Source organism: Azospirillum thiophilum (assembly GCF_001305595.1).
In the GTDB taxonomy this organism is placed as follows: Bacteria; Pseudomonadota; Alphaproteobacteria; order Azospirillales; family Azospirillaceae; genus Azospirillum; species Azospirillum thiophilum.
The window spans coordinates 2,345,708-2,370,441 of the sequence record NZ_CP012401.1; the positions used below are offsets into that span (position 1 = coordinate 2,345,708).

Below are 24,734 nucleotides of genomic sequence, written 5' to 3' on the forward strand. Positions count from 1 at the left end.
CTCCCTGCTCACGCCGTAGGATAGGCGGTGATCGTCAATACCCGGATTGTTCGGCCGGCGGCGGCGCCTTGGCGCCGGACGCGATGAAGAATTGCCGACGGGTTTCCTCGTCGGTGATGAGTTCCTGCAGGAGTTCCTGCAACGGCATGCGGCCGCGGCGCACCACCTCCTCCAATGTGTAGGAGATGGGGGAGTGCGGCTCCGTCTTGCGGAAGAAATCGGCGACCTGCAAGAGGACTTTGAAGCCCTCCTCGCGGGTGGCGACCGCGCCGCTGGCCTGGGCCTTCGCCGCCGCTGCCGCCATGCCGCCGCCGGAGGCGACCGGGTCGGCCGGGCCGGCAGCCGGCGCCGCTTCGGCCGGCTCGTCGCCGGAGAGCGTCGCCAGCCGGTCGCGCGCGGCGTAGTTCACGGCATCCAGCGCGGCGGTCAGCACGTTGCGGATGTTGCCGGCCGGCGGCGCGTCGTAGCCGGCCTTGTCGTAGAGGATCTTGCCCAGCGCCTCGAACGCGTCGATGGCGCCCTGGATGTCCTCGACCAGCGTCTTGAATTCCGACGCCGGGGTTTCGCGCACGCTCTGCTCGAACTGCTCCCAGGTGACGGCACCGTTGTCGATGCGCGCCTGGCGGCGCGTTTCGTCGGTGATCTTCGCCAGCTCGACCGCCTGCTCGTACTGCCAGAGCGAATAGGCGCTGTCGCCCAGCGTCAGCGGCACCTTGCGGATCGGCTGGATCAGCGTGCCGTCGGCCGATTCCCCGTTCAGGCCGGTCAGCGGGCCGACGCGGGTGGAGATGCCGTCCTCGTCGGGGGCGGGATAGAGGGTGTCCCAGAAACGCTCGACCAGGCCGCGCGCCAGGGCGAAGCCGTCGCGCAGGCCGGCATATCCCTGGGCCCGCAGCAGGGCCTCGATGAACCAGGCGGTGACCTCGAGATCCTTGGCCTGGGTGCGCAGGATCCTCGGGCTGACGTCGAGGATGGTCCGCCACTCCGGCAGAAGCCCGCCGGCATCGTCATCCACATCCATCGACCGTTCGGCCGCACGCGCGGCGCTGCGGGCATCCTTGACCGTGTAGTAATCCGCCGAAGCATTCTCGCGGAGGTCGATACCGGTTTCGGTCTCTCCCTCGATCGGCTGTAACAATTCCTCGATATCGAAAAGCTGCGGTGTCGGCATGAAGGAAAGCACCCTTTCCGCATTCATATGACGGGAGTCGGAGCCGGCCGGCGGCGCAACCCCGATTTTGGGGTAAGCGTTCGCACCGGCAAATTGATAGCGTTACTTATGTTGGTTCGACAAGGCTATTCGTCGTGTCCGGCCCATCCGGTAGAAATATTGCATATGCGTAACAATTCAGCGGTAGTGGTAGCCCGACAAGCTTGACGAATCGAAATTGCGAATGGATGCTGCCGGTCTGACGTCGGAACGAACCCATCCGGGATTTCCCTCAAGCGATGACTCGCGACGCATCCAGTCCTGCGTTCTTCGGCTCCGTCGCCGAAGCCGATGCGGCAACCGGGAGTCCGGCCGCCGCGCCCGATTCCATTCCCGTTCCGGTTGAAAAGCGCGACGCCGCCGGCCGCCTGGTCGCCCGGGTCGGCATCGCCGCCGGCAGGCTTGAGGGGCTTTGCCTCTTCTATGCCGAGGATGGCGAGACGGTGGTGTCCCGGATGCTGTTCCGTGCCGGCCTTCCGGTCGTGCCGCCCCCGCCGCCGGTCATCGCCTCGCCCTTTCTGCCGGTTGCGCCGTCGGCGCCCGGCGATTCGCCGTTCTGACCGGCCGGAGACACGGACGATGCCCCCAGCCGCCCGCCTCGGCGACTTCATCAAGCAGGACACCCCGCACTGCCACGCGCCGATCCATCCGCCGGCCCTGGTGCCGACGCCGACGCCGCATCCCGGCCTGCCGCTGGCGATCATGCTGGGCAGCCCGACGGTGCTGATCGGCAAGATGCCGGCGGCGCGGCTGACCGACATCTCGGCGCCCTGCATGCTGCCGGGCTGCATCCCGGCCGGGCCGGGCATGATCTCGCAGGGGTCGGGAACGGTGCTGATCAACAATCTTCCCGCCGCGCGCATCAACGACATGACCGCCCACACCAGCTGCGTCGCGCCGATCCCGGGGCCGGTCGGCAAGGTGATGCCGCCCGGCTGTCCGACCGTCATCATCGGCGGCTGACCGGATGAAGCTCGGTCATTTCGAAGCCCTGCGCCCGGTGTGCCCGCGCTGCCTCGCCAATCGCGGCGCTGCGGTGCCGCTGGCGCCCGGCATCGTGGAGGAGGCGACCGGGGACTCCGTCCGCTGGGGCACGCTGGTATGCGGCGACCCGGCTTGCGCGATGGAGTATCCGATCATCGACGGCGCGCCGATCCTGGTGCCCGACCTGCGCGGCTGGATGGCGGCCAACGCCCATCTGCTGACCATGCGCGACGACATTCCGGCGGCGATGGAAGGGGTGCTGGGCGACGGCTTCGGCCCTGACAGCGCCTTCAACGCCACCCGCCAGCATCTGTCCAGCTATGGCTGGGACCATTACGGCGACCTCGATCCGGACACGGCTTCCGCCGGCCCGGCGGGGGAGGCCGGGTCGGTGGTGCGCTGCCTCGCCGCGGGGCTCGACCGGCTGGGGCCGCTGCCGCAAGGACCGGCGCTCGATCTCGGCTGCGGCGCCGGGCGCACCAGCTTCGAGCTGGCGGCGCGCGGCGACGGGCTGGTGCTCGGGCTGGATCTGCACTGGCCGCTGCTGACGCTGGCGCGCCGGGTGATGGAGCGCGGCGAGGCGGTCTTCCCGCTGCGCCGCTCCGGCATCGCCTATGACCGGCGGCGGGTCGAGGCGCGCTTCGCCGCCGCCGGGCAGGTCGATTTCTGGATCGGCGACGCGCTGTTCCCGCCCTTTGCCCCGCAGGGCTTCGCCCTGGTCGCGGCGATGAACGTGCTGGATTGCGTGGCCTCGCCGCCGGCGCTGCTGCAGGCGATCGACCTGGCGGTGGCCGAGGGGGGCGGTGCGCTGCTGGCGACGCCCTTCGACTGGTCGACCCAGGCGACGCCGGTGGAGGCCTGGCTGGGCGGCCATTCCCAGCGCGGCGACGATGCCGGCCGCTGCGAGGCGATGCTGGCCCGCCTGCTGACGGCGGGGGCGCACCCGCAATCGGTCGGGCGGCTGCACGTTCATGGCGAACCGCTGGACATGCCCTGGACGGTTCGCATGCATGACCGCGCCCTCATGCAGTACAGGACGCATCTGGTCATGATGCGCGCATTAAGCGGGAAGGAATGAGCATCGGACCGCCATTTCTGCGAAGCATCGCAGTGGATTTTTCCAAATGGCTTGGCCACAGTTCGACTTGCAGCCGCGGGACGAACGGACCGGCCGGTCAGGCGAACCGGATCGGGGCGAGCAGGCGTTCCGGGTGCTCTGCCCGCAACGGTTGAAGTAACAGAGGTCATACGAAGGGGGTGGAGCTATGGTTGCGGTCGATCTGCAGAGCATGATTTCCCGGCTGAATCCTCTGTGCCGGCGGGCGCTGGAGGCTGCGGCCGGCCAGACGCTGTCGCGCACGCACTATAATTGCGAGATCGAGCATTGGCTTCTTCAGCTGATCGGCGCAGCCGACGGCGACATCTCCGCCATCCTGCGCGTCTATGAGATCGACGCCGGCCGCCTGTCGGCCGACCTGACGCGGGTGCTGGACAAGCTGAAGACCGGCAACAGCCGGGCTCCGGCGCTGTCGCCCAACCTGGTGCAACTGATGCGCGAGGCCTGGGTGCTGGCGTCGCTGCAATATGGCGAGGGGGCGGTGCGCTCGGGCCATCTGCTGGCGGCGCTGCTGTCCGACGAGTCGCTGGCGGCCCAGGCGCGCGACATGTCGGGCCAGTTCGCCCGCATCACGCCGGACACGCTGCGCCGCGACCTGCCCAAGATCGTCGCCGACACCGCCGAGGCGCGGACCTCCGCCCCGGTCGGCGCTCCCGGTGCCGGGGCCGGTGCGGGCGGTGCTGCCGGCGGTGCGCCCAAGGCGGGCGGGGCGACCCCCAACCTCGACCAGTACACCATCGACCTGACCGACCGCGCCAAGAACGGCAAGATCGATCCGGTGCTCGGCCGCGACGCCGAGATCCGCCAGATCATCGACGTGCTGACCCGCCGCCGCCAGAACAACCCGATCCTGACCGGCGAGGCCGGCGTCGGCAAGACGGCGGTGGTCGAGGGCTTCGCGCTGCGCATCGCCACCGGCGACGTGCCGCCCGATCTCCGCAACGTCCGCCTGCTGTCGCTCGACCTCGGCCTGCTCCAGGCCGGCGCCGGCATGAAGGGCGAGTTCGAGAACCGGCTGAAGGGCGTGATCGACGAGGTCAAGGGCTCCAGCCAGCCGATCGTCATGTTCATCGACGAGGCGCACACCCTGATCGGCGCCGGCGGGCAGGCGGGGCAGAACGACGCCGCCAACCTGCTGAAGCCGGCGCTGGCGCGCGGCGAGATGCGCACCGTCGCCGCCACCACCTGGGCCGAGTACAAGAAGTATTTCGAGAAGGATCCGGCGCTGACCCGGCGCTTCCAGGTGGTGAAGGTGGAGGAGCCGGCGGAGCCGGCCGCCGTCGACATGATGCGCGGCCTGACCGCCACCCTGGAGAAGCACCACAAGGTCCGCATCGTGACCGAGGGGCTGATCGAAGCGGTCCGGCTGTCCAGCCGCTACATCCCGGCGCGCCAGCTGCCCGACAAGGCGGTCAGCCTGCTCGACACCGCCTGCGCCCGCGTGGCGATGAGCCAGACCGCGACCCCGCCGGCCATCGAGGATCGCCGCCGCACCATCCAGCTGACCGAGACCGAGGTCGCGATCCTGGAGCGCGAGGAGGCCATCGGCATCGACCATGCCGAGCTGCTCGCCGCGCTGAAGGACAAGATCGCCGCCACCCAGGCCGACCTGGAGGCGCTGGAGGCGCGCTGGGCCAAGGAGCTGGAGCTGGTCCGCGCCATCAACGAGACGCGCGACCAGCTGGTCGCCGCGCACGAGCAGTCCAAGGCGCCCGCCGCCGAGGGGGCCGTTGCGGCCGAGCCGCTCGACGCCGACGCGCTGAACGCCAGGCTGAGCGCGCTGACCGGCGAGCTGGCCGCGCTGCAGGGCGAGGATCCGCTGGTCAAGGTCGCGGTGGACGGGCAGGCGGTGGCCGAGGTGGTCGCCAACTGGACCGGCGTGCCGGTCGGCCGCATGGTCTCCAACGAGATCAAGACCATCCTGTCGCTGGCCGACCGGATGAAGGAGCGCATCATCGGCCAGGACCACGCGCTGGACGCCATCGCCCAGGCGATGTGGACCAGCCGGGCCAAGCTGACCGACCCGCGCAAGCCGATCGGCGTCTTCCTGATGGTCGGCACGTCCGGCGTCGGCAAGACCGAGACGGCGCTGACGCTGGCCGACCTGATCTATGGCGGCGAGCAGAACGTCACCACCATCAACATGACCGAGTACAAGGAGGAGCATAAGGTCTCGCTCCTGCTGGGATCCCCTCCGGGCTATGTCGGCTTCGGCGAGGGCGGCGTGCTGACCGAGGCGGTTCGCCGCCGGCCCTACAGCGTCGTCCTGCTGGACGAGCTGGAGAAGGCCCATCCCGGCGTGCAGGACATCTTCTTCCAGGTGTTCGACAAGGGCACGATCAAGGACGGCGAAGGCCGCGACATCGACTTCAAGAACACCGTCATCATCATGACGTCGAACGCCGGCACCGACCTGATCCACAAGCTGAGCGCCGACCCGGAGACCGCACCCGAGGCCGAAGGCCTGCTGGAGGCGCTGCATCCGGAACTGCAGAAGAGCTTCAAGCCGGCCTTCCTCGGCCGCTGCACGGTCATCCCCTATTTCCAGCTGTCGGACGAGAATCTGTCGAAGATCGTCGTCCTGCAACTGAACCGCATCGCCAAGCGGGTGGTGCAGAACTACAAGGCCGCCTTCTCCTATTCCGACGATCTGGTCCAGAGCATCGTCGGCCGCTGCCAGGAGGTGTCGAGCGGCGCTCGCAACATCGAGACCATCCTGAGCCGCACGTTGCTGCCGGAGATCTCCTCCCGCATCCTCGCCCGCATGGGCGACGGCGAGCCGATCACCCGCGTCCATGTCTCGGTCGATGGCGAAGACCGTTTCGTCTACGACATCGCCTGACGCCCCGGGGCGGGGCCGCAAAAAAGTGGCGGGCGGTGACGCCCGTCACAGCGACCGCCTCAATTCTTTGGTAACCATACTGCACAGATCACGCTTACCTGTTAAGACCGACCCTTAAGAGAGCGAGGAGACAACCATGGCGATCTACATCAAGTACGACGGCATCGACGGCGAGGCCACCCACGAGACCCACAAGAAGTGGCTCGACGTCGGGTCGCTGCAGTGGGGCGTCGGCCGCGCCATCAGCACCCCGTCGGGTGCGACCACCAACCGCGAGGCGTCGGAGCCGTCGGTGTCGGAAGTGACCATCACCAAGCTGATGGACAGCTCCTCGCCGAAGTTCTTCGTCGAGTCCTGCACCGGTGCCATCGGCAAGAAGGTGCAGATCCACCTCGTCACCACAGGCAGCCCGGGCAACACCTATGCCGAGTACACCCTGACCAACGCGCTGGTCTCGGCCTACTCGATGTCGTCGGGCGGCGACCGTCCGTCGGAGTCGATCTCCATCAGCTTCACCAAGATGGAGTACAAGTTCATCCCCTACGACGACAAGAACAAGGCCGGCACGCCGATCTCGGTCTCCTACGACCTGTCGACGACCAAGAGCGCCTAAGTTCGGCTCCGCTTGCCCCCACCCTAACCCTCCCCCGCTGGGCGGGGGAGGGAATGTCCCCCTCCCCTGCGAAGCGGGGGAGGGTCGGGGAGGGGGCAAGACCTTCCTCGACCATCGCTTCCCAACGCAAATAGGACCAAGCCCGCATGTCGGATGCGCCCACCATCTCGCAGACCGGCCGGCTTCTGTCGCTGACCTCGCCGCTTGGCGCGGACGTGCTGATCCCGGTGTCCGTCGAGGGGGAGGAGGGGCTGTCGCGCCTGTTCCGCTACACCGTCTCGATGATCTCGCCGCGCCTGACCATCGCCCCGGCCGACATCCTGGGCAAGTCGCTGACGCTGTCCATCGCCCGCAAGGGCGGCAGTCCCCGCGTGATCAACGGCATCGTCAAGAGCTTCTCCGCCGGGCCGCTCGCCCTGCGCGGCTATCGCCGCTACACGGCGGAGATCGTGCCGGCGCTGTGGCTGGCCACCCTGCGCTCCGATTGCCAGGTGTTCCAGGAGAAGACCGTCGTCCAGATCGTCGATGCCATGCTGTCCGACTGCGGCGTGACCGAGGTGAAGAAGCAGGGGCTGTCCGGCACCCACAATGCCCGGCCGGTCTGCGTCCAGTACCGCGAGACGCATTACGACTTCATCGCCCGCCTGCTGCAGGACGAGGGCATCTATTTCTATTTCCAGCACGAGGCCGGCAAGCACACGCTGGTGCTGAGCGACAGCGCGTCGGGCTACACCGACTGCCTGGACAAGGACGTCGTCCATGCCGCCGCCTCTCAGGGGAACATGCTGGCCATCGACAGCTGGTCGCATTCCCAATCCTACGTGTCCGGCAAATGGACGCTGAAGGACTATAATTTCGAGACGCCCAGCACCGACCTGTCGGCCAGCACGACCACCGTGCTCGGCGTGTCCGCCTTCAAGTCGCACGAACGGTTCGAATATCCCGGCAGCCACATGGTCAAGGCCGACGGCACCACCCTGTCCCGACTGCGGATGGAGGAGACCGAGACCGGCTACGAGCGGGTGGAGGCCGGCGCGACCTATCGCGGCCTGTTCTCCGGCGGCAAGATCTCGATGACCGACCATGCGGTGAGCGCCGAGGTCGGCAAGGGCTATGTCCTGACCGAGCTGACGCTGAGCGCGCAGGACGAGAGCCATCTCGGCAACAGCGGCGCGCCGCCCCACTTCTCCTGCCGCTTCGCCGCGATCCCCGAGGCCACCGTGTTCCGCCCGCCGCCGGTGCCGCGCCCGCGCACCCACGGGCCGGACACCGCGGTCGTGGTGGGTCCCAGTGGCGAGGAGATCTATTGCGACAAGTACGGCCGGGTGCGGGTGCAGTTCCATTGGGACCGCAAGGGCGCCAACGACGAGAAGAGCTTCGTCTGGCTGCGCGTCGCCCAGACCATGGCCGGCAAGAGCTGGGGCACGATCTTCACGCCGCGCGTCGGCATGGAGGTGCTGGTCGACTATATCGGCGGCGACCCCGACCGGCCGCTGATCGTCGGCTGCGTCTACAACGCCGAGAACATGCCGCCCTACACGCTGCCCGACAACAAGACCCAGAGCGGCATCAAGACCCGCTCCAGCAAGGGCGGCGACGCGGCGACCTTCAACGAGCTGCGCTTCGAGGACAAGAAGGACGCGGAGGAGATCTACTTCCACGCCCAGAAGGACTTCACCCGGATGGTGGAGAACGACGACACGCTGACCGTCGATCACGACCAGACCATCACCGTCAAGAACGACCGCACCGAGACGGTGTCGGAAGGCAATGAGTCCGTCACCATCTCCAAGGGCAACCGCAGCGTCACCGTGTCGGAGGGCAACGACACCCACGCGGTGAGCAAGGGCAACCAGACCCTGACGGTGGGGGAGGGCAACCGGACCGTCACCGTCTCCAAGGGCAACGACACCCACACGGTCAGCAAGGGAAACCGGTCGGTCGATGTCGGGCAGGGCAACGACAGCCTCAAGGTCGGCCAGGGCGACATGTCCATCGACGTCAGCCAGGGCGATTATACGCTCAAGCTCGGCATGGGCGACGTCTCGGTGACGGCCAGCACCGGCAAGATCACCCTGCAGGCGACCACCTCCATCGAACTGAAGGTCGGGGCCAACAGCCTGAAGATCGACCAGACCGGCGTCACCATCAAGGGCACCATGGTCAAGGTGACCGGCGATGCGCAGGTCCAGATCAAGGGCGCGATGACCCAGGTGAACGGCGATGCCATGGTCCAGGTCAAGGGCGGCGTGGTAACCATCAATTGACGAACCGCCGTCCACACTGGGGCGGTCTTGCGAGCGGGGTTGGGACGGTGGAGATCGGGCTGTTGCCGAAGTTGCGGTTCGCCCGCGCGGCCGAAGCGGTCGCGGGGCTGGACCTGTCGCCGGAGGCCAAGGCGCTGTTCGCGCCGAACGCCCCGACGGCGGCTTTCCTGAAGGCGTTGATCGACGCCGAGCTGTATGTGGACGCGATCCGGCTGCTGGGCATGGCCCTGCCGCGGCGCGAGGCGGTGTGGTGGGGCTGTCTCGCCGCCCGCGGTGCGCTGCCGCCGGAGCCGGCCCCGGCCGACGCCGCGGCGCTGGCCGCTGCGGAGGCCTGGGTCTACCGCCCGACCGAGGAGAACCGCCGCGCCACCTTCGCCCCGGCCGAGGCGATGAATTTCGAGACCGCCTGCGCCTATGCCGCCATGGCCGCCTTCTGGTCGGGCGGCAGCCTCGCCCCGCCCGAGGCGGCGGTGGTGGTGCCGCCGGGCGACGGGCTGACCGGCACCGCCTGCGCCGCCGCCGTCCTGATCGCCGCCGCCGCGGTGCCGAAGGAGGCCGTCGCCCGCCAGCGCGCCGCGCTGGTCCAGGCGCTGGACATCGCCAATGGCGGCAGCGGCAAGATGGGGGCGTGATCCGATGAAGCTGCGCCTGACCCTGATCCAATGCCCGCCTGCCCAGGGCGGCGACATTTCCCGCGACCTGGGAACCGGCCGCCTGGTGATCGGCCGCGGTCCCGATTGCGACTGGGTGCTGAACGACACTGAACGGATGCTGTCCAAGATCCACTGCATGGTGGAGTTCAAGGGCGGCGTCTACATCGTCATCGACAGTTCCACCAACGGCGTCTTCCTGAACGACGCGCCGGCCCCGATCGGGCGCGGCAACTCGGCGGTGGTCGGCGAGGGCGACCGGCTGCGGATGGGCGGCTTCGTCATGCGCGCCGGCTTTGCCGCGGATGAGGCTCCGGCCGCCAACGACCCGTTCCTGGCGGTTCTGCGCGGGTCCGACGCGCCGGCCGGCCCGGCCCCCGCCGCCGGGGCGGCGGACGACCCCTTCGCCCTGCCGGCCTTCGGGCGCGGCCCGATGTCGGTGATGGCGATCCCGGAGGATGACGACCTGTTCGGCGGGCAGCCGGAAGGCGGCGAGTCCTGGGGCAGGCCGTCCGGCGACGCCCCGCGCGGCTTCGGCGGCTGGCAGCGGACCGCGGCCGGCTCCGGCGGCGGCGAGGATCCCGACTGGCCCGGTTCCGCCCAGCCCGATTTCGCTCCCGACAGCTTCGGCACCATGCGCGTGGCGACCGAGCGGGAGCCCGGAGCGGCCTTCCAGCCGCCACCCTCGCAACCGCCGTCCTCCGCGTCCGCCATTCCCGACGATTGGCTGGACGACCCGGTCGAGTTGTCGCCGCCCGCCGCGTCTCCGGCCGCGCCCTTCGGCGCCCCCGACTTTGCCCAGCCCGCGGACGCCGTTCCGCAGCCATCCCCCGCACCGGCTGTTCCGCCCGCCGATTGGGGCGACGACTGGGCCGACGAACCGCTGGCCCCGCCGGCCTTCGGCGCCCGCGCGCCGGCATCCGCCACCCAGCAGTCACCGCTCCAGCCGCCCCCGTTCGAGCCGACGCCCTTCCAGTCGCCTGCGGGCTCCGACGCCCTGACCGGCCTGCTGGTCGAGGTGGTGCTGTCGCTGATGCGGCGGCAGGCGGCGCTGGAGGCCCGGTTCGGCCTCGATCCGGAGGAGACGCTGGCGCAGGGTGGCTCGATCCTGCGGCGTGCCGCCGATGCCGGTGAGGCGCTGGCCGGCCTGCGCGCCCTGCCGCCGGCCGAGGCGGAGGCGCTGCTGCGCGCCGCCGCGACCGACGGCGAGGCCCACCAGTCGGCCCTGCTGGCGGCGGTGCGGGAACTGACCGGCGAGGTCGCCGACGGCGACGCCCGGCTGGCCGCGCTCTATCGCCGGCTGCTGCCGATCCACCGCCACGCGCTCGGCGGCTGAGCCGGACCGGACGGAGGGCGGAACCCATGGCAACGACCACCAGCCTGCAAGAGGAAAAGCGCCCATGAGTTGGGACGACAAGGTCATCTGGTCCGAAGGCATGTTCCTGCGGGCGCAGCATTTCCAGCAGCAGGACCGCTATGTCGAGCGGCTGGTGCGCGGTCGTGTCGGCGGCATCCGTCCCTTCGCCTGGGGCATCAGCGAGCTGACGATCAACCGCGAGCTTCTGGCGGTCGGCAAGTTCGCCGTGCTCCGCTGCAAGGGCATCCTGGAGGACGGGACGCCGATCAACATCCCCGACGACGACGATCCGCCGCCGCCGCTCGATCTGCCGGAGACGCTGGCCAACAGCATCGTCTATCTGGCATTGCCGGTGCGCCAGCGCGGCGGCGTCGAATTCGAGGTGGGCGAGAGCGCCGATGCCGCCACCCGCTATGTCGGCGAGGAGACCGAGACGGTCGACGCCATCGCCGGTTCGGCCAGCGTTTCGCGCATCCGCACCGGACGGCTGCGCCTGCGCTACCGGCTGGAGCGGCAGGAGCGTGCCGGCTACCACTGCCTCGGTCTCGCCCGCATCCAGGAGGTGCGGTCCGACCGCCACGCCACGCTGGACGAGCGCTACATCCCGCCGACCCTCAATGTCCAGGCGCTGGCCCCGCTGGCCGGCTTCGTCACCGAGATCCAGGGGCTGCTGAACAGCCGGACGGAGGCGCTGGCCGCCCGCGTCGCCGGCTCCAACGGGCGCGGCGCCGGCGAGATGGCCGACTTCCTGATGCTCCAGGTCGCCAACCGCTCCGAACCGCTGTTCGCCAATCTCGCCCGCATGCCCGACATCCACCCGGAGCGGCTGCACGGCATGATGCTGGGGCTGGCCGGGGAACTGGCGACCTTCACTGCCATGAACAAGCGTCCGCCCTCCTTCCCGCCCTACCGGCACGAGGATCTGCAGAGCACGCTCGAGCCGGTGATGGCGGAGATCCGCCGGTCGCTGAGCGCGGTGCTGGAGCAGACCGCCATCCCCATCGACCTGCAGGAACGCAAGTACGGCATCCGCGTCGGCACCATCGCCGACCGCACGCTGATCACCACCGCCACCTTCGTGCTTGCGGTGCGGGCCGACATGCCGGGAGAGGCGTTGCGCCGCAATTTCCCGGCATTGGTGAAGATCGGTCCGGTCGAGCAAATCCGCGAACTCGTCAATGTGCAGTTGCCCGGAATCCGAGTAAGGCCATTGCCAGTCGCACCGCGCCAGCTGCCCTATCATGCCGGCGCCGTGTATTTCGAACTCGAACGCGGTAGCCCTATTTGGAAACAGCTTGCAACTTCGGGCGGAATCGCTGTTCATCTGGCAGGTGATTTCCCCCAGGTGGCGATGGAGCTTTGGGCGATCCGTGGCTGATTCAGCACCATATCCGGACCTGACCGCAGACATGGCGGGGACGCGATGAAGCTCGGCGGGGTGCTGGCGCTTCGCACCGGGGCCGTCATCGCGGCGACGGTGGCGACTGCCGTCCTGTTGTCGGTCGCGCTGGCCGGACTGAAGTTCGAGCAGAAGCTGCGCGAGGTCAACGGCTCCCGGCTGACCGTGGTGGCGGATGAGATGCGGCGCCGGGTCGAATATGGCCTGACGCTGGGGCTCGACCTGTCCGAACTGGTCGATCTCCAGGCCCAGGCCGAACGGGCCGGCTCCGGCGAGGAGATCCTCGGGGTCGAGGTGGTCGACGACCGCGGCATCGTATTGTTCGCCGCCGACCGCGCCGCCATCGGCCAGCCCTCGCCGGTGCGCTGGAACGACGCCGCCACCGCCGGGACGACGCTGCGCCAGCAGATTTCCGGCGATGCCCTGATCATCGGCAGCAGCGTGCGCAACAGCTTCGGCCAGACCGTGGGCGAGGTGATCCTGCGCTCGTCGCTGGCCGGGCTGCGGGCGCGTGTCGCCGCCGTCGAGGCGGAGTTGCGGGCCGGCACGCTGGTCCTGGTCGGGATCGCCGGGCTGGCGACGCTGGCCGCCGTCTTCATGGTGGTGCGCCAGGGCGGCGGGCGCCGCGGCCTCGCCGCCGGTGCCGCCCCACTGGGCGCAGTGCGCGACCGCCTGAACCATGGCATCGCCGACGCCGACCGCGCCATGGAGGAGCTGGAACGCGAACTCGACGCCATGGTGCCGCAGGAAACCGGCAGGATGGTGCCGCCGGGCATTGCCGGGAACCCGGGCGGGACTCCGGGCACCGCCAGCTTCGGAGCCGCCACATGAGCGACGCCACCCGCAACGCCGGCTCGACCGCTGCCGGTTCCGCCCCCCCCGCGGCCAAGCCGAAGGGTGGTCGCGACCCGATCAGCGCCCTGGTGCTGCGGCTGACCATCGTCACCGTCGCGGTGCTGCTGGTGGCCGCCGGGGCCGCGTCCTGGCTGTCGCTGCGCAGCTTCGACCCGCTGTTCCAGCCGGAATTGGCGCGCAAGGCGCAGACGGTCGGCGGGCTGATGGCGGCGCAGGTCGACCGCGGCCTCGGCGTGCGCATCCCACTGAACCGGATGACCGGCCTCGACGCCCTGCTGGCGGAGGAGGTGGCGCGTCACGACGACATCGCCTATATCGCCGTGACCGACCCGGCCGGACGCATCGTCGCTTCGGCGGGAGCGCCGCTGGCTGGGCTGACAGCGCTGGCGGCCGACCGGCTGGCCGGTCCCGCCGACGGGCGGCTGGCGAGCGGCTTCATCGACATCGACCGTCCGCTCGGCGAGGCCGCCAACCCGGCCGGCGCGCTGCATGTCGGTGTCGACAGCGCCTTCCTGGCCAAGGCCTCGACCGATCTGGCGCTCGACGTGCTGTCGGTGGTCATCGTGTCGGTGCTGCTGATCTTCGAGGTGCTGCAACTGGTGGTGAACCTCGCCATGCGGCGGGTGCTGACCCTGCGGCTGCTGGCCGATCGGGCGGAGGAGGGCGATTTCCGCGCCACCCTGCCGGAGATCGCCGCTCCCTCCAGTTCCGCCTCCGGTCCTGCGTCCGAGGACCGGGCGCTGGAAGGCGGGGTGCGCGCCGCGCTCGACACGGTGAACGCCCGCTATGCCGGCCTTGCCGCGCGGGTGGCGGAGCTGCGCGGCCGGCTGGGCTCCGACGACCCGCGGGTCGGGCGGGCGGAGTCCGGGCTTGCCGCCCTGGCCGGCCGCTTCCGCTTCCGCGATCCGGAGTCCACCGCCGCCGCGCCGACACCGCTGAACCTCGTCTTCCTGCGCCTGCCGGTCTTCCTGTTCTGCCTGTCGGAGGAGCTGTCGCGCCCCTTCCTGCCGGCCTATGCCAAATCCTTCGCCGGCGAGGTGCCGTGGCTGACGCCCGACATGGTGGTCAGCCTGCCGATCACCATGTTCATGCTGATCTGGGCGCTGTCCCAGCCGGGCGGCGCCCGCTTCTCGGAACGCTGGGGCCGGGCGCGCTCCTTCACCATCGGCGCGGTGCTGGGATCCGTCAGCCTCGCGCTGACCGCCTATGCCGGTTCGCTGTACGAGCTGATGCTGTGGCGCTGCCTGACCGCCCTCGGCTACGGGCTGGTGCTGATCACCGCGCAGGGGATCGTCATCGACCACAGCACGCCGCGCAACCGCGCCGCCGGCATGGCGATGTTCATCGGCGCGCTGCTGGCGGCCGGCGTCTGCGGCCCGGTCGGCGGCGGCATCATCGCCGATCAGGTTGGGTTCCGCGCCACCTTCCTGTTGGGCGCCGCGCTGGCGCTGGGTTCCGGCCTGTCGGTCAGCCTGCTGCTGCTGCGCGGCCGGAGCACCGCCCGTCCCGCCGGGGCAGCCGCCCGGCCGGCGATGGGCAGCGCGCTGCCGCTGTTCCGCGACCTCCGCTTCTCCGCCCTGATGCTGCTCAGCGCCATCCCGACCAAGATCGCGTCGACCGCCTTCCTGTTCTGCCTGGTGCCGCTGCTGCTGACCGCCGACGGCGCCACCAAGTCCGAGGTCGGGCGGGTGCAGATGATGTATTTCGTCGCCTTCATCCTGGTGTCGCCGCTGGCGGCCAGCCTGTCCGACCGCTGGCAGGCGCGGCGCGGCTTCATCGCGCTCGGCGGCATCGGCACGCTGGCCAGCTGCCTGCCCATCGTCGCCACCCATGCGCTGTGGGGGCCGCCGCTGGCCATCGCCCTGTTCGGCCTGTCGCAGGCGCTGGTCGGCGCCCCGCAGCTGACGCTGGTTTCGCAGATCGCCCGCGAGGGTGGCCTGCCGGAAACCGCCGCCATCGGCTGGTACCGGCTGATCGAGCGGCTCGGCGGCGCGCTCGGGCCCGTCGCCGCGATGGCGGTCGCCGTCGCCACCTCCTACCGCGAGGCGATGGTGGGCATCGGCCTGCTGTGCGGGGTGAGCGCGATATTGTTCTGGATCCTGTTCCGCACCGGCCGGCCGGCCACCCCCGCCGCCCGGCCGCAGGAGGCTTGACCGAGATGAGTTTCGATCCCCGCGACCTTCAGATCCGGCGCCGGGCGCTGCTGCGCCTCGCCGCCGCCGGCGGCCTCGCCCTGCCGGGGGCCTCGCTCGCCGGATCGGCGCTGGCCGCCGCCGTCCCCGACAAGACCTTCCGCATCACCATGGTGCTGGGCCGCGGCGAGAGCGACAACGAGTTCGGCTTCAAGGACTATCTCGCCCGCCGCGGGCTGAAGGCGGAATTCACCATCCGCAACACCGGCGGCGACACGGCCAGGCTGCCGGGCATCATCGAGGAGATCAAGGACACCCGGCCCGACCTGGTCTACAGCTGGGGCACGCCGCAGACCCGGGCGCTGGTCGGTCCCTTCGACGATGCGAATCCGCGCAAATACATCACCGACATCCCGGTCGTCTTCACCTTCGTCGCCGCTCCGGTCGATGCGAAGATCGTTCCCGACCTCACCCGTTCGGGGCGCAACGTCACCGGCACCATCCACATCGCACCGATCGCGGTGCAGCTCAACACCATCCAGGCCTATCGTCCGGTCAAGCGGCTGGGCGTGGTCTACAACCCGCAGGAACGCAACTCCGTCCTCACCATCGAAGGGTTGCGGGCGGAGGCTGCGCTGCGGGGGCTGGAGCTGATCGAGGAGCCGGTTCCGCTCAACGACCGCGGCGAGCCGATCTCGGCCGCGGTGCCGGACGCGCTGGCCCGGGTGGCGAAGCGCGGGGCGGAGGTGCTCTATATCGGCCCCGACACCTTCATCGCCTTCCACAACCGATCCGTCGTCGCGTCGGAGGCGTTGCGCCTGCAACTGCCGACCTTCTCGGTGACCGAGCTGATCGTGCGCACCGACAAGGCGATGCTGGCGCTGGCCAGCAGCGCCTACGGCATCGGCCGCTTCACCGCCTTCAAGGCCGCCCAGATCCTGGTCGACGGCGTCAGTCCGGCCGAAATCCCGGTGGAAACGCTGAAGCGCTTTTCCGTCATCATCAACATGGCCACCGTGCGGGCGCTGGAATACTACCCGCCCATCGGCCTGCTGAACTTCGCGGAGATCATCGAATCGTGAGTGGCGACTCAACCCGGCATCTCACGGGCGGCGCGCTATGAGCGCGACCGCCCCCGCCACCCTTACGCGCGCCGCGGCACCGCTGTGCGGCGATGCAACGTCGCCGCTGTGCGGCGATGCCGCCCGCGCGGTGGCCGGTTCCCGCCTGTCGGCGCTGGCCGCCGGACTGCCGGACGGGCTGTCCGTCCGCATGATGGATTTGGGCGATTCCCGCCTGCTCGCCGATTTCCGTGTCCGCGTGGTGGCGACGCTGGAGGATCCCGACCATTACCGGATGGCCGGCGAGGTCGGGAACTTCGTCGCCGACCATCTGGGCGACCGCGGGCTGACCGCCGGAATCTTCCGCATCGACGGCACCGGCGGGGAACGGCTGGTCGCCTATGGCGCGCTCGGCCTGCCGGGCGCCGGCGATGCCAACCGCGGCCGCGACCTCGACCTGCCTGAGGACGAACTGCCCTGGGTCGCGCACATGTCGTCGGCCATGGTCGATCCGTCGGAACGCGGGCGCGGCCTGCATCACCGGCTGATCGACTGGCGGATCGGGGTGGCGGAGGCGCTGGGCCGCCGGCACCTGATCACCACGGTCAGCACGCGGAATCACCGCAGCTGGGGCCATCTGGCCGGGCATGGCATCTATCCGCGGCGGATGATCCGCGTCGGCAGCGATCTGGTGCGGCTGCTGGTCCATCGCGACTTCGGCGTCGATCCGGTCTTCGACCCCGCCAGCGCCGAGCTGGTGGCGGTGGAGGATCTGGCCGGCCGCTGGGACGTGTTCGAGCGCGGCCATGTCTGGGGCCGCGTCGCGGCCGGCGAAGGGGCTGCGGCGCGCTGGTATGCGCTGTGCGGGCGTGAACGGGCCGGGCGGGCGCGCTGAGCGCGGACGGCTGGCCGGAGGGGATGGGCGGGATGGGATCGGGGAGTTTCGGAGCGCGGCTGGCGGCGTTCGTGGCGGTGGCGGTGTTCGTCGCCGTGCTGTCGGCCGTCGTGCTGTGGACGCGCGAGCAGACGCGCCGCCTGGACGAGGCCGTTGCCTCCCAGGTCGGATTCGTGCTGAGCGAGGCCAAGGCGTCGCTCGAGACCCAGCTCAACCTCGGGCTGGCGCTGGGCGACCTGCCGCAGGTCGACGCGCTGCTGGCCCGTGCCAGCCTCGCCCTACCGGGCATCCAATCGGTCACCGTGCTGGACGAGGGCGGCACCGTCCTCTTCTCCACCAACGCGGTGGAGGTGGGGGAGGCGCTGCCGGTCCGCCAGCCGGCCGGGACGGCCGGGCCGGACGGCACCGCGGGCAACCCGCCGGGCGGTGATGTCAGCGGTTTCTGGTCCGAGGAGCGCGGGGCCGAGCGGATCTACGGCGTCGGCCTCGCCACCAGCTTCGACACGGTGGCCGGTGCCGTGCTGGTGCGCATGCCGGCCGGCGTGATGGCTGAGCCGGTGCGCCATTACGCCCTGATGCTCGCCATCGGCGGGGTGTTGATCGCGCTGCCGGTTGCGCTTCTGGGCTGGCTGGCCGGGCTGTGGCTGGCCGGTGCGCCGCGCCGGTCGCTGACCGACCTCGCCGCGACGCTGGAAGGGTTGGGAGAGGGCGCGGCATCCCGCGGCACGGCCCTGCCTCCCCCGGCTGCCGATGCTGCCGCCGATCCCGCCGGAGCGCTGGGCCTTCCCGCCGACGCCTTCACCAAGGCTGTGCGCCGGCGCCTGACCATTCTCGACGAGGCGGAGCGCGAAGTCGCCCGTCTGGACGAACTCGCATGACGCAGCGCACCCTCCCGCACTCCCGCCCGCACTCTTCGACCCGGCCTCTGGGGCCCCGGCCCCTGGCGGCCCGGCTGTTCATGCTCGGCGTTCCGGCGGTCATCCTGCTGGCCGCGCTGCTGGCGATGGCCGGCGTCGGGCTGCTCGGCACCTGGCTGGCGCAGGACCAGCTCGGTGAGGCGCGCGCGGCCAAGGCCGCCGCGGTGGCGGAGGCGGTGCAGCACGACCTCGAACGCGCCATCGCCTACGGCATCCCGCTGCAACGGATCGAGGGCGTCGACTCCTATCTCCAGGGCATCGCCGGCCGCAACCCGGATCTTGGATTCCTGGCGCTGACCGGCGGCGACGGCGCGCTGCTCCAGGGGACGGCGACCGCCGCCACCGCTGCGGCCGGTGCCGGCCACCTCGACGCCCGGGGGCTGGAGGCTCTGGCCGCCACGCTGCGCGGCCTGCCGACGCCCGAGACCCGCGCCGCGTCGCTCCAGCCGATCGAACGCGATGGCCTGCTGATCCTGCGCCTGCCGGTGCGCGTCGGCCGCCTGTCGGCGGAAGGCGGCGGCGGTGCCGCCAGCCCGCCGGCCGGCCATGTGCTGGTCGGCGTGCAGCCCGGGCAGGTGCGCGGCCAGATCGCCGGGGAGCTGGTGACGGTTGCGCTGGGCGGGCTGGCGGTTCTGCTGCTGCTGGCCGAACTGGCCGGCGTGCTGGCCCGCGCCAGCTTCCGCGCACCGCTGTGCCGCCTGTCCCGCGCCATGCAGGAGGCGGCCGACGGCCGTTTCGCGACGCTGCTGGGCCGCCGGCCGCGCGATCAGGTCGGCCGGCTGCTCTTCGCCTTCAACGCCGTGGTCTTCGGTCTGCACGACCGCCGCCAGCGCTTCGCAGCCCATGCCGACGAGGTGCGGGCCGCCGTCTTCGACCCGGAGGTCGCCGCGGCGGTTGAGCGCACCCGCCTGTCGGCGCTCGACGCCCTCGGCCCCGGCCTGGAGGCGGCGCCGCGCCGCGAGGTCGATGTGCGCGCCGACGATGTCCATGGCTTCGCGGTACTGGCCGTCGCGGCGTCGGCGATGCTGGTGCTGGATGGCGGAACCCCCTCGGCAACCGGCCTGCTGCCGGCCGCGGCTGCGGCGCTGGCCGGTGCCGCAGCCGGTTATGCCGTTCCGGCGCGGTGGCGCCGTCTCGCCGCGCTGCTGGTCGCGCTGGCGATCGCGGCGGCTGCGCTGCTGGTCGCCGGGCTGTCGGCCGGGCTGTCGGCCGGGCCGGCAACGGACGGCTGGACGCTGCCGGGCAGCCTGTGCGGCGGTCTGGCCGCCGGTCTGGCCGCCGGACTGGCGCTGTCCTATGTCCGCCGCCAGACGGTCGATGGCGGCTCGGGCGCCGGCACGCTCCCGGTCGTCCGCGCGCTCGTCTCCGGCATCCTCGCCGCGCTGCTGTGGGCGGTCGCCATCGGCTGGGACGGCGGGACGCTCGCCGCCTCGTCGCTGCTGCTTGCCGGGCTGGCCCTGCCGATGGCCCGTCCCATCGTCGTTCCGCGGAGCTGAGACCCCATGTTGCTTCAGACCCGCATCATCCTGTTCGTGCTCGCCACCGTCACCGTGGTCGCGGGCCTCCTGCTCGGTTTCGCCGCCCTTCGCGAGGATGCCGCCGCCCAGCGCGCCCGCGAGCTTGAGCTGGCGCGGCTGGAAACCTCCTGGCAGCTCGCGGTGTCGGGCGCCGCCGGCCGGATCGACCAGGGGCTGGGACGGCTGGCCGGCGATTCCGAGATCGCCCGCGCGGTCGAGGCAGAGGACCGCGGCGCGCTCTACCGCCGCGCCGCCGCGCTCGGCATCGTCGCCGCCCCGGCGGCCGGCGGCATCACCGACATCAACCTGCTGTCGAAGTCGGGCGACCTGCTCTACAGCACCGACCCGTCGCTCGATCCGGCGCCGCTGCTGAACCGCGGCGCGCTCGACGCCATCCTGTCCGGGCAGAAGCTGGCGCGCGGCGTCCGTCTGGTCGATGGCGAGCGTCTCATCGTCGTGGCCGGAGCGCCGATCTATGCCGGAACCGGGGCCGGCGGCGGCGCCGGCAGCGGTGCCGGCGTCACCGGGGCCGCGGTCGCCGGGCTCGACTTCTCCGCCGCGCTCGACGTGTTGCGCCGGACCACCGGCGGGCGCGTCTTCGCCGTCACCCGCAACGGCGCGGCGCTGGACGGTGTGACCGATCCGCTGTGGCCGGCGGTCGAGCCGCTGGTCCGCCCGGCCGAGCGCAGCATCGCCACGCTCGCCAGCGGCGGGCGGCGCTACGCCCTGGCCAGCCTGCCGGTCGCCGATCTGGCCGGCGGCCGGGTCGCCACCGTGCTGATCGCCACCGACGTCACCCAGGCGGTGGAGGAACAGACGCTGTGGTCGGTCGCCTATGTCGCGGCGGTCGGCCTCGTGCTGCTCGGCGCGCTGGGGCTGCTGTATGGCTTCCTGCGGCGCAACTTCTCGACGCTCGACGGGGCGGTGAAGGCGTTGCAGGATCTCTCGCGAGGCCGGTCGATGGGCTATGTCGAGCTGCCGGCCGGCAATGACGAGATCGGCCGCATCGCCGGGGCGGTCGAGGTCTTCCGCGGCGTGATGCGCGAGATCGAGCGCAGTGCCGGTCAGCGCGAGCGCCGCCTGCGCCGCCAGCAGCGCTTCATCCGCCGTCAGATGGAGGCGCTGGCCGTCACGCTGGAGGAGGATGCCCGGCTGAACCTGCTCGAGGAGCTGCGCCAGATCGAGGCGGAGACCCACGACGCCCAGTCGGCCCAGTCCAAGGGCGTCGGCGACGAGCTGGGGCTGCTGGCGCTGGGCTTTTCCCGTCTGGCGACCCGCGTCAGCACCCAGCAGGTCCAGCTGACCCAGATGGTGCGCGACCTGCGCGAGGCGCTGGCCGACAAGCGCCGGCTGATCAGCCTCCAGCAGGAGCTGGAGATCGCCCGCACCATGCAGCTGACCATCCTGCCGCAGGTCTTCCCCGACCTGGCCGAGCTTGATATCGCCGCGCGGATGATCCCGGCCAAGGAGGTCGGCGGCGATTTCTACGACTTCTTCCCGATTTCCGAACACAAGGTCGCGGTGGTCATCGCCGACGTGTCGGGCAAGGGCATTCCGGCCGCCTTCTTCATGCTGATCACCCGGACGATGCTGCGCGCCATCGCCGAGTCCGGAGTCGGTCCGGCCGAGACCATGCGCCGGGTCAACAACCTGCTGGCGGCGGAGAACGAGCAGATGATGTTCGTCACCGCCTTCTACGGCGAGCTGGACCTGCGCACCGGCGTGCTGGCCTTCTCCAACGGCGGCCACAACCCGCCGCTGCGCATGACCGCGGCCGGCACGGTGAAGGAACTGGCGCGCACCCCCGGCATCGCGCTTGCCGCCATGCCCGACATGCCCTTCGGCGAGAAGAGCGTGACACTGGAGACCGGCGACATGGTGGTGCTGTTCACCGACGGCGTGACCGAGGCCTTCAACGGCGAGGACGTGATGTATGGCGACCCGCGGCTGGTCGATGCCGTCGGGCGGCAGGCCAGTGCCACGGCGCGCGACGGGCTTGACGGGGTGCTGGCCGACGTCGCCCGCTTCACCGCCGGGGCACCGCAGTCCGACGACATCACCTGCCTCGTCCTGCGCTGGCGCGGCGCGGTGGATGCTCCGGCCGGAACCATGGCGCAGGTCCCGGATGCGGTCGCCTGATTTGGGTCACACGGTCCGGTTCGCGGACTCCGGCTTGTGCAAGGTGCACGCGTAAGGCGTCGTCCTGCGGGCTGTGGCGTGATATAAGCACGAACCAAGCGAGATGAGGTAGGCAGGGTATGAATATCACCGAAGAATCGGTCAACGGCGTCACCGTTCTGCGCGCCGTCGGCCGTATCGACAGCGGCAATGCCGGCGAGTTCGAAACGGTGCTGGTCGCCGCGATGTCGGCGGAGGGCACGCGGCTTGTTGTCGACATGGCGCAGCTTTCCTACATCAGTTCCGCCGGCTTGCGTTGCCTGCTGGTCGCCGCGAAGGCGGCACGCACCAAGCGTGGGGCCATTGCCCTGTCGGCGATGGCGGCGCATATCCGCGAGGTCTTCGACGTCAGCGGCTTCTCGTCGCTGTTCGAAATCCATCCCGATGCGGCGTCCGCCGTCACGGCGCTCGGCGGGTGAGGGCAGGGGACCGGTTTCCGCCGGCTGCGGCCGGCCTTTCGATAAGGCGGTCTCCGAAAAGGGACCGGGCAAGGAATGGCACGCGGCGATCGGCCCAATGTCCTGGTGGTTGAAGATTCTCCGGCCGTGCGGCTGTCGGTGGCCGGCTATCTCGAAGGCCGTGGCTGCAATGTGACCGAGGCGGAGAACGGGCGCGTGGGCATCCGCGCGCTCGGCCGCTGCAATTTTGACCTGATCGTCACCGACGTGCTGATGCCGGAGGTCGACGGGATCGAGCTGATCAAGGCCGCCCGCACTCTCCAGCCCGAGGTGAAGATCCTGGCGATGTCCGGCGGCGCTCCCAACATGCCCGCCGGCTATCTGCTGAAGATGACGCGCATGTTCAATGCGGATGAGATCATCTACAAGCCCTTCCTCAACGAAGAGTTGGGCGCGGCGGTCGACCGTCTGCTCGACCGGCCGCTCTGAATTTAAGCAGTTTGAAGTCTCTGCTCGAATAAAGGGCAGAATAGGCGGCAAAAAAAACGGCTTCGGGGCATGAAGCGCCGAAGCCGCTAGTCTTGCGTGGAACCAACCGAATATCGCCACGCAAGGCTTGTGCCAGAAATTTCCGGTGCGCCGATTTCCCTTTCGCACCCTCCCTGCCCGGAAAAATCGCGGAACGCCGTTTGCCCGCTCCTGTTGTCCGGGGCATGTGGGCGCGTCGGGGCCGGTCATTGGACGGCCATCGGCGGATCGCTGCCCGCAAGACCAAGAATCCTGCAAGAGGGAGCCGACCACGATGGCGCAATACGAGAATCGGTGGCGTGGCGAAGGCCGGGACTGGACCGAGGATGACCGGGATCGGGAAAACCGCCGGCGCGGCGAGGGCCAGCGCTACGGCGTCTACGATCCCGGCGAGGGCCAGCCCTTCGCCGACCGCGACAGCATGTATCGCGGGCAGGCCCACCGTCACCAGGATGAGCAGGGGCGCAGTTACCGCGACGCCGGCTATGGCGGGCGCGTCGGCAACGAGTCGGGCGACTATGGCCATGAGCCCCGTTACGAAGGCCGGCGCGACAATGCCGGCGAGATGGAACGCGTCTATGACCGCAGCTTCGGCGCCGGCCGCGACATGAACCGCGGCGGCTATGGCGGCGGTTATGGCGGCCGCCAGGGATCGAGCGGCTATGCCGGGGCCGGCAATGCCGGCACGGAGGGCAACTACACCAGCCGCGACGTCGGAAGCGGCGAGTATCGCGATCTCGATTACGGTGCCCGCTTCTATGGCGAAGGCGGCCAGGGGGTGCGCGGCCGCGGCTCGCTCGGCCAGGGCGGGCGGGAGTATGGCGAACGGGATTACCGCTCCCAAAGCCGGGACTATGGCCGCGACCATGACTCCGGGCGTGAGCAGGGCGGCTGGTACCGGGGCGAGGCTCCCGGCGGGCAGGCCCGCGACCGCGGTTACGGCGGTTACGGCGGCGGCTACGGCGGCGGCGAGAGGACCGACCGCCGGAGCGAGGGCAGTGGCGGCCGGTCGCGCGAACGCGGCTTCTTGGAGCAGGCCGGCGACGAGGTGGCCTCCTGGTTCGGCGACGACGATGCCGAGCGCCGCCGTCACGAGGACGAGCGCCGCGCCGCCCTGAACCGGGGCCGCGGCCCACGCGGCTACAGCCGCTCCGACGAGCGGGTGCGCGAGGACATCAACGACCGGCTGACCGACGACGCCTATATCGACGCCTCCGACATCGAGGTGGCGGTCAGCGGCGGCGAGGCGACGCTGACCGGCATGGTCCCCGACCGCCAGACCAAGCGCCGGGCGGAAGACGTCGCCGAATCCGTCTCCGGTGTCAGCCATGTGCAGAACAACCTGCGCGTCCGCAGCCGGACGGAGATGCAGGGCGGCTCGGACCGGGGCAATTCCTGGGGCAGCTCGACCGGTGCCGGCGCCTCCGCCATGGCCGGTGCGGGCAGCGGGACCGCCACCGGCGCCGCGTCCTCCCCGGCCGGCTCGCCGTCTGGCGCGGCCGCCGGGCTCCAGGGCTCCGGCATCGGCTTCAGCACTGGTGCCGGAACCAGCGGCGGCCCTGCCGGCGCTTCGGCCGGCACCGGTTCGAACGCGGGCACGAGCGCGAGCACGGCCGGCACGTCCGAGACCAGCCGGTCCTCCACCGGCCGCAGCTGAGCCGCGGCCGGCCGCTGCTGCCGGCCATCGCGGGCGTAACGCAGGAGGGATTCCGACCGACCCCGTCCGGCCCCAGGGCCGGGCGGGTTTTTCTGCATGACGGCGAATTCATTTTCCCTGGAAACAGGTTTCTTGACACTCTAATCAACTCGACTAT

20 protein-coding genes are annotated in these 24,734 nt (G+C 70.5%); 19 read left to right on the forward strand and 1 reads right to left on the reverse strand.

The window, feature by feature from the left end; translation table 11 throughout:
* Positions 1–34: 34 nt before the first annotated feature.
* Positions 35–1,171 carry a type VI secretion system protein TssA gene (tssA, locus tag AL072_RS10845; protein ID WP_045580325.1) on the reverse strand — a complete coding sequence of 379 codons (1,137 nt, stop codon included), beginning with the start codon at positions 1,169–1,171 and terminating at the stop codon, positions 35–37.
* 278 nt (positions 1,172–1,449) lie between these two features.
* Between tssA and AL072_RS10850 the strand changes: the two genes are divergently transcribed.
* From AL072_RS10850 to AL072_RS10940, 19 genes are all read left to right on the forward strand, one after another.
* A complete protein-coding gene (locus AL072_RS10850) occupies positions 1,450–1,770 on the forward strand; it encodes a hypothetical protein (protein ID WP_045580324.1) in 321 nt (106 codons plus the stop codon).
* A 19-nt stretch (positions 1,771–1,789) separates the two neighbouring features.
* A complete protein-coding gene (locus tag AL072_RS10855) occupies positions 1,790–2,173 on the forward strand; it encodes a PAAR domain-containing protein (RefSeq protein WP_045580323.1) in 384 nt (127 codons plus the stop codon).
* A 4-nt stretch (positions 2,174–2,177) separates the two neighbouring features.
* The gene (locus AL072_RS10860) at positions 2,178–3,272 is read left to right on the forward strand and encodes a methyltransferase domain-containing protein (protein WP_045580322.1); all 1,095 of its coding nucleotides are present in this window, start codon (positions 2,178–2,180) and stop codon (positions 3,270–3,272) included.
* 187 nt (positions 3,273–3,459) lie between these two features.
* Positions 3,460–6,153, forward strand: coding sequence for a type VI secretion system ATPase TssH (gene tssH / locus AL072_RS10865; RefSeq protein WP_045580321.1), 2,694 nt, complete (start codon positions 3,460–3,462; stop codon positions 6,151–6,153).
* Between the two features lie 136 nt (positions 6,154–6,289).
* Positions 6,290–6,766, forward strand: a complete 477-nt coding sequence (locus tag AL072_RS10870; protein ID WP_045580320.1) for an Hcp family type VI secretion system effector — start codon at positions 6,290–6,292, stop codon at positions 6,764–6,766.
* A 146-nt stretch (positions 6,767–6,912) separates the two neighbouring features.
* The gene (locus AL072_RS10875) at positions 6,913–9,033 is read left to right on the forward strand and encodes a type VI secretion system Vgr family protein (RefSeq protein WP_045580319.1); all 2,121 of its coding nucleotides are present in this window, start codon (positions 6,913–6,915) and stop codon (positions 9,031–9,033) included.
* A gap of 62 nt (positions 9,034–9,095) precedes the next feature.
* On the forward strand, positions 9,096–9,665 hold the full coding sequence (locus tag AL072_RS10880) for a DUF6931 family protein (protein ID WP_245636656.1): 570 nt from the start codon (positions 9,096–9,098) through the stop codon (positions 9,663–9,665).
* 4 nt (positions 9,666–9,669) lie between these two features.
* A complete protein-coding gene (locus tag AL072_RS10885; RefSeq protein ID WP_045580318.1) occupies positions 9,670–11,019 on the forward strand; it encodes an FHA domain-containing protein in 1,350 nt (449 codons plus the stop codon).
* A gap of 64 nt (positions 11,020–11,083) precedes the next feature.
* The gene (tssK, locus tag AL072_RS10890; RefSeq protein WP_045580317.1) at positions 11,084–12,418 is read left to right on the forward strand and encodes a type VI secretion system baseplate subunit TssK; all 1,335 of its coding nucleotides are present in this window, start codon (positions 11,084–11,086) and stop codon (positions 12,416–12,418) included.
* Positions 12,419–12,463: 45 nt separating this feature from the next.
* Positions 12,464–13,270 carry a hypothetical protein gene (locus AL072_RS10895; RefSeq protein WP_045580316.1) on the forward strand — a complete coding sequence of 269 codons (807 nt, stop codon included), beginning with the start codon at positions 12,464–12,466 and terminating at the stop codon, positions 13,268–13,270.
* Positions 13,267–15,447, forward strand: a complete 2,181-nt coding sequence (locus AL072_RS10900) for an MFS transporter (protein ID WP_060721703.1) — start codon at positions 13,267–13,269, stop codon at positions 15,445–15,447. The genes AL072_RS10895 and AL072_RS10900 overlap by 4 nt, the downstream gene beginning before the upstream one ends.
* 5 nt (positions 15,448–15,452) lie before the next feature.
* Entirely contained in the window at positions 15,453–16,508 is a 1,056-nt protein-coding gene (locus tag AL072_RS10905; RefSeq protein WP_144428194.1) for an ABC transporter substrate-binding protein, read from the forward strand.
* Positions 16,509–16,545: 37 nt separating this feature from the next.
* A complete protein-coding gene (locus tag AL072_RS10910) occupies positions 16,546–17,382 on the forward strand; it encodes a hypothetical protein (RefSeq protein WP_045580314.1) in 837 nt (278 codons plus the stop codon).
* 32 nt (positions 17,383–17,414) lie between these two features.
* Entirely contained in the window at positions 17,415–18,260 is an 846-nt protein-coding gene (locus AL072_RS10915) for a hypothetical protein (protein ID WP_082108784.1), read from the forward strand.
* Complete coding sequence (locus tag AL072_RS10920; protein WP_082108783.1) at positions 18,257–19,795, forward strand: methyl-accepting chemotaxis protein; 1,539 nt, start codon at positions 18,257–18,259, stop codon at positions 19,793–19,795. The genes AL072_RS10915 and AL072_RS10920 overlap by 4 nt, the downstream gene beginning before the upstream one ends.
* A gap of 6 nt (positions 19,796–19,801) precedes the next feature.
* On the forward strand, positions 19,802–21,955 hold the full coding sequence (locus tag AL072_RS10925) for a PP2C family protein-serine/threonine phosphatase (RefSeq protein ID WP_045580312.1): 2,154 nt from the start codon (positions 19,802–19,804) through the stop codon (positions 21,953–21,955).
* Between the two features lie 119 nt (positions 21,956–22,074).
* A complete protein-coding gene (locus tag AL072_RS10930; RefSeq protein ID WP_045580311.1) occupies positions 22,075–22,413 on the forward strand; it encodes an STAS domain-containing protein in 339 nt (112 codons plus the stop codon).
* Positions 22,414–22,488: 75 nt separating this feature from the next.
* Positions 22,489–22,881, forward strand: a complete 393-nt coding sequence (locus AL072_RS10935) for a response regulator (RefSeq protein WP_045580310.1) — start codon at positions 22,489–22,491, stop codon at positions 22,879–22,881.
* 313 nt (positions 22,882–23,194) lie between these two features.
* Entirely contained in the window at positions 23,195–24,577 is a 1,383-nt protein-coding gene (locus tag AL072_RS10940) for a BON domain-containing protein (protein WP_045580309.1), read from the forward strand.
* The last annotated feature ends 157 nt before the right edge of the window (positions 24,578–24,734 follow it).